General features: G+C 69.3%; 14 protein-coding genes. 9 read left to right on the forward strand and 5 right to left on the reverse strand.

The window, feature by feature from the left end:
- Nucleotides 1-186 (forward strand): hypothetical protein (locus VN461_09390; GenBank protein HXB54982.1); only part of this gene is annotated, 186 nt, incomplete at its 5' end.
- A 3-nt stretch (nt 187-189) separates the two neighbouring features.
- A complete protein-coding gene (locus tag VN461_09395) occupies nt 190-363 on the forward strand; it encodes a hypothetical protein (protein ID HXB54983.1) in 174 nt (57 codons plus the stop codon).
- Between the two features lie 15 nt (nt 364-378).
- On the opposite strand, the gene VN461_09400 is transcribed toward VN461_09395, so the two are convergent.
- Nucleotides 379-1,923, reverse strand: a complete 1,545-nt coding sequence (locus tag VN461_09400) for a mechanosensitive ion channel family protein (GenBank protein ID HXB54984.1) — start codon at nt 1,921-1,923, stop codon at nt 379-381.
- 253 nt (nt 1,924-2,176) lie between these two features.
- Between VN461_09400 and VN461_09405 the strand changes: the two genes are divergently transcribed.
- The 5 genes from VN461_09405 (at nt 2,177) to VN461_09425 (ending at nt 7,423) form a co-directional block, all read left to right on the forward strand.
- Nucleotides 2,177-2,929 carry a zf-TFIIB domain-containing protein gene (locus tag VN461_09405; protein ID HXB54985.1) on the forward strand — a complete coding sequence of 251 codons (753 nt, stop codon included), beginning with the start codon at nt 2,177-2,179 and terminating at the stop codon, nt 2,927-2,929.
- A gap of 145 nt (nt 2,930-3,074) precedes the next feature.
- A complete protein-coding gene (locus tag VN461_09410) occupies nt 3,075-5,039 on the forward strand; it encodes an amino acid permease (GenBank protein ID HXB54986.1) in 1,965 nt (654 codons plus the stop codon).
- A gap of 2 nt (nt 5,040-5,041) precedes the next feature.
- A complete protein-coding gene (locus VN461_09415) occupies nt 5,042-5,701 on the forward strand; it encodes an NAD-binding protein (GenBank protein HXB54987.1) in 660 nt (219 codons plus the stop codon).
- 1 nt (nt 5,702) lies between these two features.
- Entirely contained in the window at nt 5,703-6,389 is a 687-nt protein-coding gene (locus tag VN461_09420; GenBank protein HXB54988.1) for an NAD-binding protein, read from the forward strand.
- Nucleotides 6,390-6,427: 38 nt separating this feature from the next.
- Nucleotides 6,428-7,423, forward strand: a complete 996-nt coding sequence (locus VN461_09425; GenBank protein ID HXB54989.1) for a proline iminopeptidase-family hydrolase — start codon at nt 6,428-6,430, stop codon at nt 7,421-7,423.
- 77 nt (nt 7,424-7,500) lie between these two features.
- Here VN461_09425 and nagA read toward each other — a convergent pair whose 3' ends face one another.
- Nucleotides 7,501-8,670, reverse strand: a complete 1,170-nt coding sequence (nagA, locus tag VN461_09430) for an N-acetylglucosamine-6-phosphate deacetylase (GenBank protein ID HXB54990.1) — start codon at nt 8,668-8,670, stop codon at nt 7,501-7,503.
- A 146-nt stretch (nt 8,671-8,816) separates the two neighbouring features.
- On the opposite strand from nagA, the gene VN461_09435 reads away from it, so the two are divergent.
- A complete protein-coding gene (locus VN461_09435) occupies nt 8,817-10,949 on the forward strand; it encodes a family 20 glycosylhydrolase (protein ID HXB54991.1) in 2,133 nt (710 codons plus the stop codon).
- 37 nt (nt 10,950-10,986) lie between these two features.
- Here the strand turns inward: VN461_09435 and VN461_09440 are convergent, their stop codons facing one another.
- Nucleotides 10,987-11,946 carry a BadF/BadG/BcrA/BcrD ATPase family protein gene (locus VN461_09440; GenBank protein ID HXB54992.1) on the reverse strand — a complete coding sequence of 320 codons (960 nt, stop codon included), beginning with the start codon at nt 11,944-11,946 and terminating at the stop codon, nt 10,987-10,989.
- Nucleotides 11,943-12,983 carry an SIS domain-containing protein gene (locus VN461_09445; GenBank protein ID HXB54993.1) on the reverse strand — a complete coding sequence of 347 codons (1,041 nt, stop codon included), beginning with the start codon at nt 12,981-12,983 and terminating at the stop codon, nt 11,943-11,945. Before VN461_09445 ends, VN461_09440 begins: the two co-directional genes overlap by 4 nt.
- A gap of 386 nt (nt 12,984-13,369) precedes the next feature.
- Here VN461_09445 and VN461_09450 point away from each other — a divergent pair, with 386 nt between their 5' ends.
- Nucleotides 13,370-15,157, forward strand: coding sequence for a sodium:solute symporter family protein (locus VN461_09450; protein HXB54994.1), 1,788 nt, complete (start codon nt 13,370-13,372; stop codon nt 15,155-15,157).
- A gap of 21 nt (nt 15,158-15,178) precedes the next feature.
- Here the strand turns inward: VN461_09450 and VN461_09455 are convergent.
- The coding region (locus tag VN461_09455; protein ID HXB54995.1) for a glycosyl hydrolase family 2 at nt 15,179-17,591 on the reverse strand (2,413 nt) is incomplete at its 5' end.

Consider the following 17,591-nt stretch of genomic DNA (forward strand, 5'->3'; position numbering starts at 1 on the left):
GTGCAGACGCCCACCCCGCCCACCACCCTCGCCCCGACCCCCAAGCCGGTGGCGGTGGCGACCCCCCCGCCCGCGGAGCTGGCGGTGCTGACCGCGGTGTCGCCCTTGAGCGTGAAGCGCCCCAGCACGACCATGCTCGACGTGCGCGGGACGGGCCTCCGCCCGGACCACCAGGCGCGCATCTAGAAGTTGAAGGAGGCGCCCACCGGGATCAGCGTGGTGCGGCAGAAATTCGTGGACGGGACACTGGTCAAAGTGCTGGTGAGCCTCGACGACAGCGTGGTGCCCGGGGTCTACGCGGTGGCCCTGGCCGATGCCCAGGGCACGACCACCAACAGTCTGTCTTTCACCGTCGCCCGCTGATCGGGGGGCGGGGGGTCAGCTCCGCCCGGGGCCGGAACCGATGCCGAAGAAGACCTTGATCTGCTGGAGCAGGTCGTGCTTCGAAACCGCGGCCCGGGCCTGGGCCTCCACGCCCAGTTCCTCGATGGCGGCCAAGAGGTCGGCGCGGCGCTGGGCCAGCACCTCCGCCACCTTCTCCGCCAACTCGGGGTGTTCGCGGATGATCTCCTGGAAGGTCGCGGCGTCCAGCCGATAGCATTCCACGTCGGTCAGCGCGATCACGGTGGCCGCGCGCGGCTCCCCCGTCATGAGCGACATCTCCCCGAAAAAGCCCGGGGCCTCTAGGCGTGAGACCTCGCGCTCCACCCCGCGCTCCCCCGCCACCCGCACCGAGACCCCTCCCGTCAGGATCATGTAGAGCCAATGGGCCACCGCCCCCTGGCGGGTCATGACCTCACCCCGCGCAAAGGGGGCGTAGCGCAGGCCGGCGGCCAAGCGCAGCTTGTCCCCCTCCGAGAGGTGATCGAAGACGTTGACGTGAGAGAGGGCCTGCAGGCGGCGCCGCTCTTCCTCCTCGGACTTGATGGCTTTGCGCTCCTGGGTCTCCTCGGTCATGAAGACGGCGTGGGCGGGGATGGAGAGGGGGATGCCCGCGCGCTTGAGCGCGAAGTAGATGCGGACCCGGACCGCGCTGTCGGTGGGATCGTCGACGGCGAGGTCGGTGAGCCAGTAGCGGGCGGCATAGCGGCCGTAGCTCTCGTGGAGGTCGATGAGAATGCAGTTGGGGGGCGGGTCCGCAGCGACGTTGACGATGGGGGCGGCGAGGAGGGTCTCGCTGACCGCTCCGATGACGTCGCTGGGGGAATAGCGGAAGTCCACGTTGAAGTAGACCCAGCGGCGCCATTGCCGGGGCCGGCCTTGGCGGCGGCCCAGGACCATGAACTGGTTTTTCACCAGGGTGCCGTTGGGAATGATGAGGGTCTCCCAATTCCGGGTCTCCACGCTGGTGTAGCGCCAGCGCGTCTCCTTCACGAGCCCGGACAGGTCCCCCACCTTCAGCCAATCCCCCACCTGGACCGACTGGTCCATCTGCAGGAAGAGGCCGGCCATCACGTTGCCGAGCGTGTCTTGGAGGGACAGACCAACAACGGCGGTGATCACGGTGGAGGTGGCGATGAGGCCAGAGAGGTTGAGCCCGGCCCGGGAGCCGAGGACGAATACCATGACCACGGAAGCGGCGGCCACCAACACGTCGCGCAGGATTCGCGGGCTGCGCAGGCCCGCGCGCGGGAGCGCCACCGCAAAGACGAAACAGGCCGTGACCTCGATGACGGCCAGGATTTCGAACATGAGGAGGGGGAGGCGGACGTCGGAGTAGGACGAGAGCTCGTAGGCACGCAGGGTCCCCGCGGCCGGCAGCAGGAGCAGGTGCAAGCCTAGGAACCACAGGGCGACTCTGAGCCGGGCGCCCTCCTCGGGGGCCGCCGCGCGGACGATGACACCCAGGAATATCAACCCCCCCACCAGGAGGAGGGTCTGGTCGTCGCGGGCCTCGGCGAGGGTGGCTTGCCAGGGAGTCACGCGCCTAAGTTATCAAAAGGCACGCTGGCCCGCAGGCCCAGGCCCAGGGGGTTGCCCGGGGACGCGTGAGGGCACCGGTGATCCGAAGGGCCCTGCCCGCCGGCAGGCGACGGACGGCGTCCGGTCGATTCCCCGGCTTTTGGCCGCGGGAACGCGGGCTCGGTGACTTGCGCCCCGCTCGGAGGCAACCTTTTTTTCACAACCGATCCACAGGCGATCCACAGCTTTTCCGCGAAAGGCCTACAATCGAGCCATGAGCGAGAGCGCGGGTGCTCTGTCATGCCCCCACTGCGGCGCCCCCGCGGCCCCGGAGGCGCCCTCCTGCCCCTACTGCCGCACGCCCCTCGCCCTCGTCGCCTGCCCGTCTTGCTTCTCCCGGATCTTCCAAGGGGCCCGTCACTGCGCGTACTGCGGGGCGGAGGCTGTGCGGGAGGAGGCCCGTCCGCAACCGCCCCGGCCTTGTCCGGAGTGCGGGACCGTCATGAGCCCCGCCGTCGTGGGCTCGGTGACGCTCGACGAGTGCACGCGCTGCGGCGGGGTCTGGGTCGACCCCGCTTCCTTCGAGCGGATCTGCGCGGAGCGGGAGGAACAGGCGGTGGTCCTGACCACGGCCTTCCCCAGCCCCGCTCCCAAGCCCTCCGGCAGCCCGGTAGGGCCCTTGCGCTACTGGCCCTGCCCGGAGTGCCGCCGCCTGATGAACCGGCAGAACTTCGCGCACGTCTCCGGCATCATGGTCGATGTCTGCAAGGGACACGGGGTCTGGTTCAGCCACGGCGAGCTGCGGCAAATCGTGGAGTTCATCCGGGCGGGCGGCCTCGAGCGCGCGCGCCAGCGGGAGAAGACCGACCTGGAAGATGAGCGTCGCCGCCTCCGGAGCGAGGAAGTCGCCCTGGGCGTGCAGCAGCGCGGCGCCAGCGGCGCGCGGATCGAGGGGAACCTCCAGCCCATCGACTACGGGATGCTGCTCTCCGCGGCCCGCGACCTCCTGAAGGGCCTCTTCCGCTAGCACGATCAAAGGCCGAGTGCACCCCATCGGGTGACCCGCCGGTGGGGCCCGGCCTCCCCACCGCGTGAGCCGCCCCGCCAACCGTGCTAACCTCTGCCCCCCGCCCCTTGGCGGCCGTTTGGTGGCGGGAACCAGAATGGCAGCCTTGCCCAACTCAACAAGAGCGGTGACGCCTCCGGCGGGCGTCCCCGATACGTATCCTTCACGCTCGTGGAGGACCTGGCTCTTCGGGCGGCCTCTCTCCACCGCGGATGCTCCCCACCAGGCCATCGGCAAGACGGTGGGCCTGGCCGTGTTCGCCTCGGACGCTCTCTCCTCGACCGCCTACGCCACCCAGGAAATCCTGATCATCCTGGCCTTCGCGGGAGCGGGTGCCTTCGCCTACGCATTCCCCATCTCCCTCGCCATCGTGGGCCTGCTCATCATCGTGACCCTCTCCTACGAACAGACAATTCACGCCTACCCCGGAGGGGGCGGGGCCTACATCGTGGCCCGGGACAACCTGGGGGAGCTTCCCGCGCAGACGGCGGGGGCGGCGCTCCTCACCGACTACATCCTGACCGTTTCCGTCTCGGTCTCCTCGGGGGTGGCCCAGCTCACCTCCGCGTTCCCCGGGCTTTTCGATCACCGGGTCTCGATTTCCGTCTTCCTGGTCCTGGTGGTGATGCTCGTGAACCTGCGAGGGGTGAAGGAGTCCGGAGCCATCTTCGCGGTGCCAACCTACTTCTTCGTGGTCATGATGTTCCTGACCGTAGGGGTGGCGTTCTTCCGCTACCTCATGGGGACCCTGGGCACGGTGACGGCCCCCCCGCTCATGCCCGTGGTCGCGCAGCTGAAGCCGGTCACGCTCTTCCTGCTCCTCCACGCCTTCTCGAGCGGCACCACCGCCTTGACCGGGGTGGAGGCGGTGTCGAACGGCATCACCGCCTTCAAGGAGCCCCGCAGCCGCAACGCCGGCATCACCCTGATCTGGATGTCGGCCATCCTGGGCACCCTCTTCCTGGGCATCACCTACCTGTCCGGCCGCATCGGGGCCGTCCCCTCCGAGGAGGAGACGGTCATCTCCCAGCTCGCCCGCACCGCCTTCGAGGGTCGGGGACTTCTATACCTCGGCACCATCGTGGCCACGACCTTGATCCTGATCATGGCCGCCAACACCGCCTACGCCGACTTCCCGCGGCTCTCCGCCCTGCACGCCGCGGACGGCTTCCTGCCCCGCCAGCTGACCTATCGCGGGAGTCGGCTCGTTCTCTCCCGCGGGATCGTCGCCCTGGCCGTGATCGCCAGCCTCCTCATCATCGTCTTCCAGGCCAGCGTGACTGCCCTCATCCCCCTCTACGCGATCGGGGTCTTCCTTTCTTTCACGCTCTCCCAGCTCGGTATGACGCGCCGCTGGTGGAAGGTGGGCCATCTGGCCCCCGGCCAAGAGGTCAAGGAGCGCGGCTCGGTGCTCTGTTACGAGAAGGGTTGGGCGCTCAAGATGGTGATCAACGGCTTGGGCGCGTTCAGCTCGGCGGTGGTGATGCTGGTCTTCGCGGTCACGAAGTTCCGGGACGGAGCGTGGTTTGTGATCCTGCTCATCCCCACTCTGGTGGCGTTCTTCTTCGCCATCCACCGGCACTACCGCGACATGGCGGTGCGCCTGTCCCTGGAGCACTACGGCGCTCCCCCCCGGGTTTCGCGGCATCGGGTGATTCTGCCCATCAGCAGCGTCCACCGGGGTACCGTGGCCGCTCTGCGCTACGCGCGCTCGCTCTCCGACGACGTCACCGCCGTCCACGTCAGCATGTCGACGGAGGAGGCAGAGGCGGTCCGGCGCAAGTGGGGCCTCTGGGGGAGCGGGGTGCGGCTCGTGATCCTGGAGTCGCCCTACCGACAGCTCTTGGAGCCGGTGCTGGACTACATCCGCCGCATCGCCGACCAAAGGCAGCCGAACGAGATCATCACCATTGTGGTGCCGCAGTTCGTTCCTTGGAGGTCCTGGCACAACCTTCTGCACGCCCAGACCGCGGTGTTGCTGCGCCTGGCCTTGCTCTTCCGGCCGGGCATCGTCATCACCAACGTGCCTTACCAATGCAGCCTGGAGTCGATGGCGGGGGAGAAGGCTTAGGCATGTTCATCATCATCGTGGGTTGCGGACGGGTGGGCTCGGAGCTTGCCTACCGCCTCTACGACCGCGGCCACCAGGTGGCGGTGATCGACCAGGTCGGCACCTCCTTCGCCCACCTCGACCCCCGCTACCGCGGACGCACGCTGGCGGGGGAGGTGCTCTCCGAGGATGTGCTGCGCCGCGCGGGCATCGAGCAGGCCGACGGGCTGGCCGCGGTCACCAACTCCGACTCCGTCAACGCCGTGGTCGGGCACGTGGCGCGGGCCATCTACCACGTCCCCCAGGTGGTGGTGCGCAACTATGACCCCCGCTGGCGCCCGCTGCACGAGGCTTTCGGCCTGCAGCTGGTGAGCTCCACCGCCTGGGGAGCGCAGCGCATCGAGGAGCTCCTTTACCAGCACCACGGTCGCAGCGTCTTCTCCGCCGGCAACGGGGAGGTCGAGGTCTACGAGCTGGCGGTGCCGGAGGCCTGGGGGGGGCGCACCCTCGGGGAGATGCTGGCCCCGGGGGCCTGCCTGCCGGTGGCGCTGACCCGCGCGGGCAAGGCCGTCCTGCCTTCCGCGGGGACGCCTCTCGAGGCCGGAGACGTGGTCCACGTGAGCGCGACCCTGGAGGGGATCGAGGCCTTGCGACGCCTCCTGCCCGCTCCCCGGGAGGCCTGAGATGTTTGTCATCATTGCTGGGGGGGGGAGGACGGGCGCGCAACTGGCCACGTTCCTGGTGGCCCAGGAGCACCAGGTGCACCTCATCGAGCACCGGCGCGAGGTCCTGGCCCACATCCACCGCGAGCTCCCCACCGAGGTGATCTACGAAGGCAACGCCACCGATGCCCAGACCCTGGAGCTGGCGGGGGTGGAGCGGGCCCAGGTCCTCACCGCCTGCATGGCCGGGGACGCCGACAACCTCGCCCTCTGCTTCCTGGCCCGCACCCGCTACAAGGTTCCCCGCACCATCGCCTGCATCAACAATCCCCGCAACGCCTGGCTCTTCGACAAGAACTTCCACGTCGACGTCGCCTTGAACCAGGCCGACATCCTGGCCAGCCTCATCGAGCAGGAGATGTCGCTCGGGGACATGATGACCCTGCTCAAGCTGCGGCGCGGCCGGTACTCCCTGGTGGGCGAGAAGATCCCTCCCGGCGCGCGCGCGGTCGGCGTGGCTATCAAGGACCTCCCCCTGCCCCCCAACTCCGTGATCGCCGCCATCATCCGCCACGGCGAGATCGTGATCCCCCGCGGTCCGCTGCAGTTCGAGATCGAGGACGAGGTGCTGGCCATCACCGACGCCGACGGAGCGGACGAGCTGGCCACCCTCTTCGGGCGCCCTCAGGTCACCCCCCGCTCGGGCTGACCGGGCGTCCCGGCCGAGAACAAAATAAGGAGGAGTCTATGAGGCGATCCGCCCTTCGCTCGTGCCTGGCCCTTGGCGTCCTGGGCCTGGCCTCCGCCGCGGTCGGGGAGGCACCCCCCACGACCCCCGCGACCTATCCCCTCCAGGAGGGGTTCGTGGACGCCCACGGCGTGCTCGTCTACTACAAGACCCTGGGCCGGGGCCGACCCTTGCTCATCCTCCACGGCGGTCCGGGGGCGTCTCACGACTACTTCCTCCCCCACCTTCTGCCCCTGGCCCGGCACCACCGGCTCGTCTTCGTCGACGAGCGCGGCTCCGGTCGGTCGGAGCGGCTCGAGAACCCCCAGACCTACACCGTCGAGAACATGGTCGAGGACACGGAGGCTGTGCGCCAGGCTCTGGGCCTGGAGCGAGTGGCCCTCCTCGGCCATTCCTACGGCGGCATCCTGGCCCAGGCCTACGCCTTCAAGTACCAGGCCCACCTCACCCACCTCCTGCTCTGTAGCACGTTCCACAGCACGCAGGAGATGAACCAGGTCTTCGTCCGGATGAAGCAACAAATGGCCCCCGAGCTGCGGGAGAGGATCGAGGGCCTGGAGAAGCGGGGCCTCTTCGGGCAGGGCAAGCCGTACGAGCAGAGGCGCTACCCCAACGACTACATGGTGGCGGCTTGGGGCGAGGGCTACTTCCCGTACGTCTATCGGGGCCGCCCCGACGCCAATTACGACCCCCTCGACAGCGGCCGCATGTCCTGGGACCTCTACCGAGAGATGTGGGGCACGAACGGGGAGTTTGTGATCGACGGAAACCTGAGATCCGTGGAGTACGCGGACCGCCTGGGCACGATCAAGGTCCCCACCTTGATCACGGTGGGCGACCACGACGAATGCGATCCGGCCCTCGCGCGGGCCATGCACGAGCGGATCGCGGGCTCCAAGCTCGTCGTCCTCCCCGCGAGCGGACACATGACCTTTGTCGACCAGCCGGCGCTCTTCGTGCAGGCGGTGGAGGAGTTCCTGCAGGGAGGGAAGTAGGCGGCTCCCCGTCTCTTCCCCCGAGGAGCGGTCCCAACCCTTCCTTCCCGGCGCCCCCTTCGCGAACCCGGGGGCTGCTAAGTCGCCCGGTAGATGGAGCGGCCCTCCCGGAACGTCGCCCGGACCCGGAGGGCGTCGTCGAGGAGTACGAGGTCGGCGTCCAACCCGACCGCCAGACGCCCCTTGGACCGGAGCCCGAGCAGCCGGGCCGGAACCTCGCTGGCCATGCGGCAGGCCTCCCCCACGCCGGTCTCCGCCCAGGCCACGACGTTGCGGACGGCTTGATCGAGCAAGAGCACCGAACCCGCCAGCGTTCCATCGGGGAGCCGGGCCTGGCCATCCTCCACCAGGATCTCCAGGCCCCCGAGTTGGTATCGGCCGGGCTCCATCCCTGCCCCCGCGATGGCGTCGCTGACGAGGGCGACCTTGTCCGGCCCTTTCGCGCGCACGGCCAAGCGAAGGCTGGCGGGATGAGAGTGAACGCCGTCCGCGATCAAGCCCACCGTCACCCGCTCGTCGACCAGCGCCGCCCCCACCGCCCCCGGAGCCCGGGGCCGGAAGCCCGACATCGCGTTGTAGACGTGGGTGACCATGGTCGCGCCGGCATCGATCCCCCGTCGGAACTCCTCGTAGGAGGCATCCGTGTGCCCCAGGCTGACCACCACGTTTTCCTGGCGCAGCCTCTGGATGTGTCCGAGGGCTCCCTCCACCTCGGGGGCGAGGGTTACCAGGCGCAGGGCGTCGTGTTCCAGGAACGGGTCCCAGACATCCGGAGACGCGCTCTCGATCGCGCTCGCCCGGTGCGCGCCCGCGCGACGCAGGGACAGGAACGGCCCTTCCAGGTGGAGGCCCAGCGGGAGGGCCCCGACTGCGTCCCGGCTGGCCAGGAAGGCCTGGCAGGCGCGCGGGTAGACCTCGGCCGCCGAGCTCACGAGGGTGGGAAGGAAGGCGGTCACCCCCCTAGCGGGGAGCCGGGCCGCGAGGCGGTGGATGGAGTCGGCGCGCTCACCCACCTCCACCCCGAACCCACCGTTCACCTGCAGGTCGATGAAACCCGGGGAGACGATGGCGGCCTCGTGGACGGTCGGGGGCAGAGCGGCCGGGGCGGGCTCGAGAACCACCTCCGCGATGCGGCCCGCCTGCACGATCACCGCCCCCGGGACGAGACCACGGTCCAGAACCAGCCGACCCCGCACCGCGAAAAGAGCGGCCTCGGGGTCCGGGGGGCGTGCGCTGCTCGTGGTCATGGTCCATCCGGACGCTATCACCTCGCCTGGAGAGGCTCAAGCAAACCGCCGAGCGCTCTTATGATCTTCGCGGGCGTGTCCTTGACTTGCGGGGGGAGACGGGGGAGCTTATGCCCGAACCGCGTCGTGACCCAGGGGGAGGTCCTATGCCATCTCGGCGGACATTGCTCAGCGCCGTCCTCAGTCTCGCGGCGATCGCCGTCCCCTCCCCCGGCCCCGCCCAGCCCCTCGCTCCGGGAAGCCACGACCTGATGCCGGCTCCGGAGAAGCTCGAGTGGCAGACCGGGCAGCTGGTCCTGGACGCCCGCTTCAGCATCGCCTCCGTGGGCGCCTCCGAGCCACGCCTGGAGGCGGCGCGGAAGCGCCTGCGGGCCCGGCTGGAGGCCGCGACCGGCTTGCGCCTGGCCGGAGCCGACAAAGGGGGGAAGAACTCGACCCTGCTTCTCGAGGCCGCGGCCCCCGGCCTGCCCGTGCAGGACCTGACGGAGGACGAGTCCTACGAGCTCGCGGTGACGCCACGCCAGGCCCGACTCACCGCCCCCAACCCCCTCGGCATCCTGCGCGGCCTGGAGACCTTCCTGCAGCTCATCCGCCCCGAGGGGAGCCGTCACGTGGTTCCCGCGGTCCGGATCCGGGACCGCCCCCGCTTCCCCTGGCGCGGCCTCCTCATCGATCCTTGCCGGCGCTGGCAGCCCCTGGACGTGATCAAGCGCAACCTGGACGCGATGGCGGCGGTGAAGCTCAACGTCCTTCACTGGCACCTGAGCGAGGACCAGGGCTTCCGCATCGAGAGCCTGGTCTTCCCGAAGCTCCACGAGAAGGGCTCCGACGGCCTCTACTACACCCAGCAACAGGTCCGGGACGTCCTCGCTTACGCCCGCGACCGGGGCATCCGGGTCGTGGTCGAGTTCGACGTACCCGGTCATTCGACGAGCTGGCTCGTGGGCTATCCGGAGCTGGGCAGCGCCCCCGGGCCCTTCTCCCTCGCGCGCACCTGGGGGGTCTTCGACGACGTCCTGGACCCGACCCGTGACGAGGTCTACGCCTTCCTGGACCGCTTCCTGGCCGAGATGGCGGGGCTCTTCCCAGACGCCTATCTCCACATCGGGGGTGACGAGGTCACCCCGCGTCAGTGGAACGAGAACCCGGGCGTGCTCGATTTCCTGTACCGGCGGAAGATCGACGACGCCCCCCAGCTCCAAGCCCACTTCAACCGCCGCATCAACGAGATCCTGGCCCGGCACGGGAAGCGGATGGTGGGATGGGACGAGATCCTGCGGCCGGAGCTGCCGAAGAGCATCGTGGTGCAGTCCTGGCGCGGCGCCCAGGCCCTGGTCGAGGCCGCCCGGCTCGGCTACGACGGGATCCTGTCGAGCGGCTACTACCTCGATCACCTGCAGCCCGCCTCCTTGCACTACCTGAACGATCCCCTGCCCCCGGGGAGCCCCCCCTCCGCGGAAGCACGCCCCCACATCCTGGGGGGCGAGGCCTGCATGTGGGGCGAGTTCGTGAGTCCGGAGACCATCGACTCTCGCCTGTGGCCGCGGACGGCGGCGATCGCGGAGCGGCTGTGGTCACCCTCCGACGTGCGCGATGTCGAGGACATGTACCGCCGGCTGGAGATCCAGAGCGTCCGGCTCGAGGCCACCGGGGTGAAGCACCGCTCCAACTACGAGCCGATGCTGAGAGGGCTGGTGGCGGACCACCCGATCGAGCCCTTGCGCCTCCTGGCCGACCTGGTGGAGCCGGTGAGGGGCTACGCCCGCGGTCAGCTGCGGACCTACACGAGCGCGACGCCCCTCGACCGCCTGGTGGACGCCGCGCGCCCGGAGAGCATGGCTGCCCGTCGCCTGCGCAAGGAGGTGGATGCCTTTCTTCGCACGCCTCCTCCGGCCCGCGACGACCGGCCGTTGCGCGCGACCTTCTCGACCTGGCGCAACAACCACCCGATTCTGGAGCCCCTCCTCTCCGGCCGGGGGGCGGAGGTCCGGCCCTTGTCCCGAGACCTGGCCGCTCTGGGCGAGGTCGGAGAGCAAGCCCTGGAGGCCATCCGCGCCGGTCGGCAAGCCCCGGAGAGCTGGCTGGCGGAGGCCCAGCGGGTCGCGGATCGGAGCCAGAAACCTCGCGCCGAGGTCGAGCTGGCGGTGGTGCCGGCGGTGAGGAAGCTGGCCCTGGCCGCCGGTCAGCTCGACGAGCTCAAGACGCTCTCCCTGGAGGAATGGAACCAGAAGCTGGACACCCGATTGAAGCCCGCCTCCGGGCCAGGGTCCGACCACTGACCGCCGCCGCTCCCGCCGCTCCGGAACCGGCCGCGCCTCATCCCCGCGGCGGCGCGGGCGTTTTCAAGAGGCGGCGCGCGACGGCGACCGCTCCCAGGCAGGGATCCCCGACGTAAGTCACGGCCCCGATCGGGCTGCGGACCGCGGCCAGCACCGCCTGCCGCATGTCCCCTCGGAGGAGGTTGCCGGCGAGGGCCACCGGGGGCTGGTCGAGCCGGAGCCGTCGGATCACGGTGTCCAGCTGCAGAGCGAGCTCGCGCGCAGCCTCCTCGACGATCGCGCGAGCGGCGGCGTCTCCGTTCCCGCCCAGCTCCACCACCACGGGGGCGAGATCGGCCAGCTCGGCGGAGGTCCGCCCGGGCGCGTAGATGTGGCGGATCAAATCCCCGGCGTCGGTCAAGGAGTAGTGGCGCAGCACCGTCTGCAGCAGCGCCGGGGCCTCCGCCCTTCCGTCCGCGGTCTGGGTGGCAAGACGCAAGGCCCGGAGTGCTATTTGATAGCCGCTTCCCTCGTCGCCGAGGAGCGGCCCCCATCCCCCGACGCGCGCGGTTCGTCCATCCGCCGACCGACCCAGGCAGACGGAGCCGGTGCCGCTGATGAGCGCCGCCCCCCAGCCCTCGGGGGTGCCGCCGGCCACGATCAGCTCGGAATCGTTGACCACCACGAAGCGCGGCGCGATGCCTTGATCCTTCACCCAGCGGGAAACCTGGGCCTCGTCCTCGGGGCCGTCGACGCCCGCCAGCCCGAAGCAAGCGGCGGCGATGCCTGCCGTCCGCCAGGGCGCCCCCTGGCCGGCGGCTCCCGCCCCCAGCGCGTTCAGGAGAGCGCCTTCGATGGCCGCGGTGAGGGCCTTGCCCAGGGACTCGACCCCCACCTGATGGAGGTTGCTGGGGGGCCCGAACCCCCGGGCCAGCACACGACCCTCCAGGTCGGTGACCACGGCCTGCGTCCTCGGCCCCGCCCCGTTGACGGCGAGGAGGAGCTCCTGCCCCTTCATCGCGTCCGCGTCACCTTGGACAGGCCCCTCGGCGCGTCGGGGTGCATGCCGCGGGCGAGGCTCAAGCCGAGGGCCCAGATCTGCCCCGGCACGACCGCCACCAGTGGGGAGAGCCACTCCGGGATGTCGGGGGGCAGCGGCATTCCGATCTCCGCCGCCTCCAGGAGCGACCGCCGATCCGAGATCGCGAGAAGGCGCGCGCCTCTCTCCTTCGCCAGGCCCACCACGCCTTCCAGCTCCTCGAAAGTGCGCGTCCCCGGAGCCACGACCATGACGGGAAGGCTCTGGTCCAGGATCGCCATCGGCCCGTGGAGAAAATCGGCGGACGAATAACCGTCGGCCATGATGGCGCTCGTCTCCTTGATCTTGAGCGCGATCTCGAGGGCGGTGGAGAGGTTGTAGCCGCGGCCCACGACCACGAGGCGGGTCTGTTCGCGGAAGCGGGCGGCGAGGGGGATGAAGGGGAGGCCGAGATCAATCGACCGCGCCACGAGCTCGGGGATCTTGCCCAGCTCCTCCCAAGCGGTCTCCTCCGCACGCAGGGCCGCGCTGACCATGGCCAGGGCCATCAGCTGCGCGGTGTAGGTCTTGGTCGCCGCCACCGCCTCCTCTTTCCCGGCCAGGAGGGGGAGAACGAGCTCCGCGGCGGAGGCGAGGGGGGAGCGCACGTCGTTGGTGATGGCCAGGGTGACCGCTCCCTGGCCGCGGGCGGCACGGACCACTTCCACGATGTCGGGAGACTGCCCCGACTGGCTGATGCCGATCACGAACGCGCCCGCGAGGGAGGGGGTGGCGTCGTAGTGGGTGAAGAGCGAAGGGGTGGCGAGGGCCGCCACCAGCCGATTCTGGATGCCGAGAAGGTATTGCCCATAGTGGGCCGCGTTGTCGGAGGTGCCCCGCGCGGCCAGGACCGCGAAGCGGGGGGCGTAGCCGCGGACCTTGGCGGCGATGGCCTCCGCGCCCTCCCGACCCTCGCTGAGGAGCCGTCCCAGCACGACCGGCTGCTCGCGGACCTCCGCCTCGAAGCGGGTGGTCATGCCCGGGCCCGTCCCCTTAGGTCCCCGGGGCCCGCGTGGACCAAGACCCGTGGGGGGAGAAGTACCGGCGGGGGTGGGTCATCTTCGGCGCGGGGGGGGAACGGCTCCCAGGGGAAACGCGCAACGACCAGGACAGCACCATCAACCTCCCGCGCGGACCGGCCACGGCCGCGGGAGGAGGCGCATCCCCGCCCCGACGGGGCAGTCCACACGGGAATCACCGAACAACGGTAGCGGCGCCCGTACAAAAGTCAAGGCAGCGGGCGAGCGGCGCGCGGGGCGTCAGCGGGCTCGCGGGAGGCGGCGGGGAGCCACGCCCGCTCGGGATGGCGTGTGTTAGCATCCCCAGCGTTCCGTCCGGGCTCCGTGGCCGGGGAGGCTGGCAAATGAAGCTGACTTGGTGGGATTGGCTCGCCATCGCGGTCTACTTCCTGGCCAACATTCTGATCGGCCTCTACTACCGAAAGCGGGCCACCCGCTCCACGGAGGACTTCTTCGTGGGCGGCCGCAAGGTGAGCTGGTGGCTGGCCGGTACATCGATGGTGGCCACCACCTTCGCCGCGGACACTCCCCTCGCCGTGACCGGGTTCGTGGCCAAGAACGGCATCGCCGGCAACTGGATCTGGTGGAGCATGCTCATGAGCGGCATGCTCACCGTCTTCTTCTTCGCCCGCCTCTGGCGACGGGCCGGCGTTCTCACCGACGTGGAGTTTGCGGAGATCCGCTATAGCGGCAAGCCAGCCGCGTTTCTGCGCGGCTTCCGCTCGCTCTATCTCGGCCTCCCCATCAACTGCATCATCCTGGGCTGGGTGAACCTGGCCATGGTGAAGATCCTCATTATCATCTTCGGGATCGCCAAGATCGAGGCCTTGATGCTGGTGTTCGGCATCATGCTCGTCACCTCCATGATCTCGACCCTCTCGGGGCTCTGGGGCGTCCTGGTGATGGATCTCTTCCAGTTCGTGCTGAAGATGGGCATGGTCATCATCCTCGCCGTCTACGCGGTGGCGGCGGTGGGCGGCATGGCCGTGCTCAAGGAGAAGCTGCACGCCCTGGACGTGGCGCGGGCAGCCAGCGGCGGGGGCCAGGGCTCAATCCTTTCCTTCACCCCCGACCTGGGCTCGGCCTGGATGCCGATGATCACCTTCTTCGTCTACATCGCCGTCAATTGGTGGGCGGCCTGGTACCCCGGGGCGGAGCCGGGAGGCGGGGGCTACATCGCCCAGCGCATCTTCTGCGCCAAGGACGAGAAGCACTCGCTCCTGGCCACCCTCTGGTTCAACGTGGCCCACTACGCGATCCGCCCCTGGCCGTGGGTCCTGACCGCGCTCTGCTCGCTGGTCCTCTACCCCGACCTGGTCGACAAGGAGTCCGGCTTCATCAAGACCATCGTCGACCCCCAGGTGTTCCCCGTCGCCCTGCGCGGGATCATGATCGCGGCCTTCGCGGCCGCCTACATGTCCACGGTGGGGACCCAGCTCAACTGGGGCGCCTCCTACCTGGTCAACGATTTCTACCGGCGGTTCCTGGTGAAGGCCGGCAACGAAAAGCACTACGTCAGGGTGTCCCAGATGGCCACCGTCCTGATCATGCTCGCTTCCTGCGTGGTCACCTACTACCAGGACTCAATCGCGGGCGCCTGGCGGCTCCTCATCGCCCTGGGGGCGGGAACGGGGAGCGTCTTCATCCTGCGCTGGTTCTGGTGGCGCATCAACGCTTGGAGCGAGGTCTCGGCCATGGCCGCCTCCTTCGTGGTCTCGCTGCTGCTGACCTTCGGCTACAACCTGAGGGACGACGAGCCCGCGGAGTTCGCCTGGAAGCTGATCATCACCGTGGCCTGCTCCACGATTACCTGGCTGGCGGTGACATTCCTGACCGCGCCTGAGAGCAAGGAGACCCTCCTCGCGTTCTATCGTCGGGTCCGGCCCAGCGCTTCGCTCTGGGGCCCCATCGCCCGCGAGGCCACGGACGTGGTGCCCGTCCACGACGGCCTCCACAACCTCCTGGACTGGCTGGCCGGGTGCGTCTTCGTCTATATGACCCTGTTCGGGGTGGGCAAGATCATCTTCGGCGCCACCCTCGAGGGGGTCGCCTTCCTGCTCGTGGCCGCCGCCGGCGCCGCCACCATCTACTGGGACCTCAACCGGCGCGGCTGGAAGACGGTACTCGAGTAGCCGAGCCCCCGACGGCGCGCCTTAGTACGTGGCGCGGGAGACGTTCCAGGCGTCCACCTCGACCACGGGGCGGGCCGCGCCCGGACGGAGGGGGTAGGAGACGCGAAGGTCCCTCTTTTCCCCCGGCAGCAGGGCAAGGTAGTTGTCCTCCCACCACACGGGCAGGATCTCCCGTTCCCCCGCTCTCTCGCTGAGCTTCAAGTGAACCTGGAAGGCCAGCGACGGGCCCGTGTTCTCGATGCGGACGCGGGCCAGGCCCTCCGGGCCGGCCTCCTCGAACCGCGCGCTCAGGGCAAGCGTGGTCGGGGGGAGCGCGGCCAGAGCGGTGAGGTCGGCGTGGGTTTTCACGGGCGTGTGATACCAGTCTGATTTCTCCCAGGCGAGCCCGTCTTCCCGGGTCGAGAGCCAGTAGAAGTTGGAGCTGACCGATCGCCCCCCGGAGTCCAGGAGGCCGAGCTGGAGAAAGTACGTCGGGGTCAGATCCGGGAGCGCGGGCAGCACCAAGGCGCGGACCATACCGTCGGGAGGGACGTCGAGGGCGGCCTCGCGCGAGAGCTTCACACCGAGGGCTGAATCGAAGACCTTGACCGTCACCTTCAGACCGGCCTTGGGCTCGGTCCCGTCGTTGACCACGACCACGGACCGATCGTCGTAAGAGTACTGGACGTGTAGAGGCTCGCACGCCTTCTTGGTTCCGTAGTATCCGCCTCCCGGACGAAGGGAGTAGTCGTAGAGGTGCCAGATCAGCGAGGGCCAGGCGTTGTTGAGCATCCACTGGACCACTCCCGTGGAGCTGTATTTGTTGCGGCCGAATGCCTCAAACATCGCCCGCTCCCCCTCGTAGGCGAGGGCCTGGGCCTTGCGCGCGTAGTCCTCGACACCAGTTGCCTTGCCGTAGCGGGCCTCCAGAGCCTCCGTGAAGCGCGTCAGTTCCTTGAACTGGCCCCCGCCGGCGTGGAAGTTCCACTCGGCGTCGATGGGCCAGAGATGATCGGCGGGGAGCATCTCCTTCAGGCTCTCCAGGGGCGGGACCGCCGCCCCCGGGCTCGTCTCGGTGTTGAAGCCCGAGAATCCGCCCGGGCTCTCCGCCGCCAGCCAGTAGGCCGGCGGCACGTAGTCGTAGGGACCGCTCATCTTGACCCCGGTGGGACCGCTCAAGAGTGTCGGCTTCTTGGTGGCCGAGGACAGGATCGGCTTGGGCCAGCCCAGCGTGGCCAGGATATCGAGGTACGTCCGCTCGATCTCGGGCGGGGGAGGGTTGTCGCTGCCGTTCAGCCAGACGAGGAGGCTCGGATGGTTCCGCAAGCGGCGGATCTGATCGGTGAGCGACGACGCCGCCACCCGCCGGTTCTCCGGGCTCCATTTGTCCCACTGCTCCCAGTGGTCGCAGCAGCACCAGCCCGCCATGACCAGGATCCCGTTGCGGTCGGCGAGGTCGAAAAGGGCGTCGTTGTCTAGCTTGCCCTCGAGGCGGATGGTGTTGAGGCCCATCTCCCTCACGTAGCGCAGCTCGGCCTCCCAACGGGAAGGCGATGGGCGCAGCATCATGTCAGGGGCCCATCCCCCCCCGCGGATGAGGAGGGGCCTTCCGTTGACCTTGAAAAGGCGGTGGCCGCCCTCCGTCAGCTCGGACGAGATCTGCTGCATGCCGAAGCGGACCTCCTGTCGGTCGGAGATGGCCCCGCCCGCCTCGACCTCGAGGGCGAGGGTGTAGAGGTTCGGAGATCCCAGGCGGTACGGCCACCACATCCGCGGGTGGGCGACGCTCAGGGAGGGCACCTGCTCGGGCGTGACGCGAACGCTCGTGCTCTCCCGCGGGCCCAGGGCCACTGGCTGCGAGAAGTGAATGGACTCGATCTGACCCCGCACCGTCCCCCGCACCGGCTGGTCGGTGGTGTTCCGCACCTCGGCCGTCACCGTGAGGTGGGCCGTCTCCAAGGAGGGAAGGTCGAAGCGGGTGACGACCTGCGGGTGGCGCAGGGCGAGCGGACCGCTGTCGGTCAAATAGACATCGCCCCAGAGTCCCATGTCCTTGTCGGGAGGGGCAGGGTTCCAATCCACCCAGGTGATGCCCAGGTCGTGGGGTTCGGGGGCGAAGACCTCGACCGCCAGGGCGCTCAGGGGTTTGGCGAAGCGGGTCACGTCGAACTCGTAGTGGCGGAACGGTCCCGCGACCTCATCGGCGCCCGCCACGAGCTGGCCGTTCATCCACACGTTCGCGCGGTAGTTGATCCCGTCGAAATGCAGCCAGAGGGCGCGGCCCGCCAGGGCGCCGGGAACCTCAAACTCCGTGCGGTACCACCAGGCGGCCCGAAACGGGCTGTCCACCGGCATCGGGAGATTGGAGAAGTTCTGCCCGATCGGATACCCCGCGCCGGGAATGGACCTCAGGTTGGATCCGAAATAGGGGTCGGGGTACACCTTGTCCCCGACG

Source organism: Vicinamibacteria bacterium (assembly GCA_035570235.1).
Lineage (GTDB): Bacteria > Acidobacteriota > Vicinamibacteria > Fen-336 > Fen-336 > DATMML01.

Coding starts and splice junctions, on each gene's coding strand:
- nagA (HXB54990.1), bottom strand. CDS start 8,670: ATGACCACGAGCAGCGCACGCCCCCCGGACCCCGAGGCCGCTCTTTTC.
- VN461_09420 (HXB54988.1), top strand. CDS start 5,703: ATGTTTGTCATCATTGCTGGGGGGGGGAGGACGGGCGCGCAACTGGCC.
- VN461_09425 (HXB54989.1), top strand. CDS start 6,428: ATGAGGCGATCCGCCCTTCGCTCGTGCCTGGCCCTTGGCGTCCTGGGC.
- VN461_09450 (HXB54994.1), top strand. CDS start 13,370: ATGAAGCTGACTTGGTGGGATTGGCTCGCCATCGCGGTCTACTTCCTG.
- VN461_09415 (HXB54987.1), top strand. CDS start 5,042: ATGTTCATCATCATCGTGGGTTGCGGACGGGTGGGCTCGGAGCTTGCC.
- VN461_09435 (HXB54991.1), top strand. CDS start 8,817: ATGCCATCTCGGCGGACATTGCTCAGCGCCGTCCTCAGTCTCGCGGCG.
- VN461_09440 (HXB54992.1), bottom strand. CDS start 11,946: ATGAAGGGGCAGGAGCTCCTCCTCGCCGTCAACGGGGCGGGGCCGAGG.
- VN461_09405 (HXB54985.1), top strand. CDS start 2,177: ATGAGCGAGAGCGCGGGTGCTCTGTCATGCCCCCACTGCGGCGCCCCC.
- VN461_09445 (HXB54993.1), bottom strand. CDS start 12,983: ATGACCACCCGCTTCGAGGCGGAGGTCCGCGAGCAGCCGGTCGTGCTG.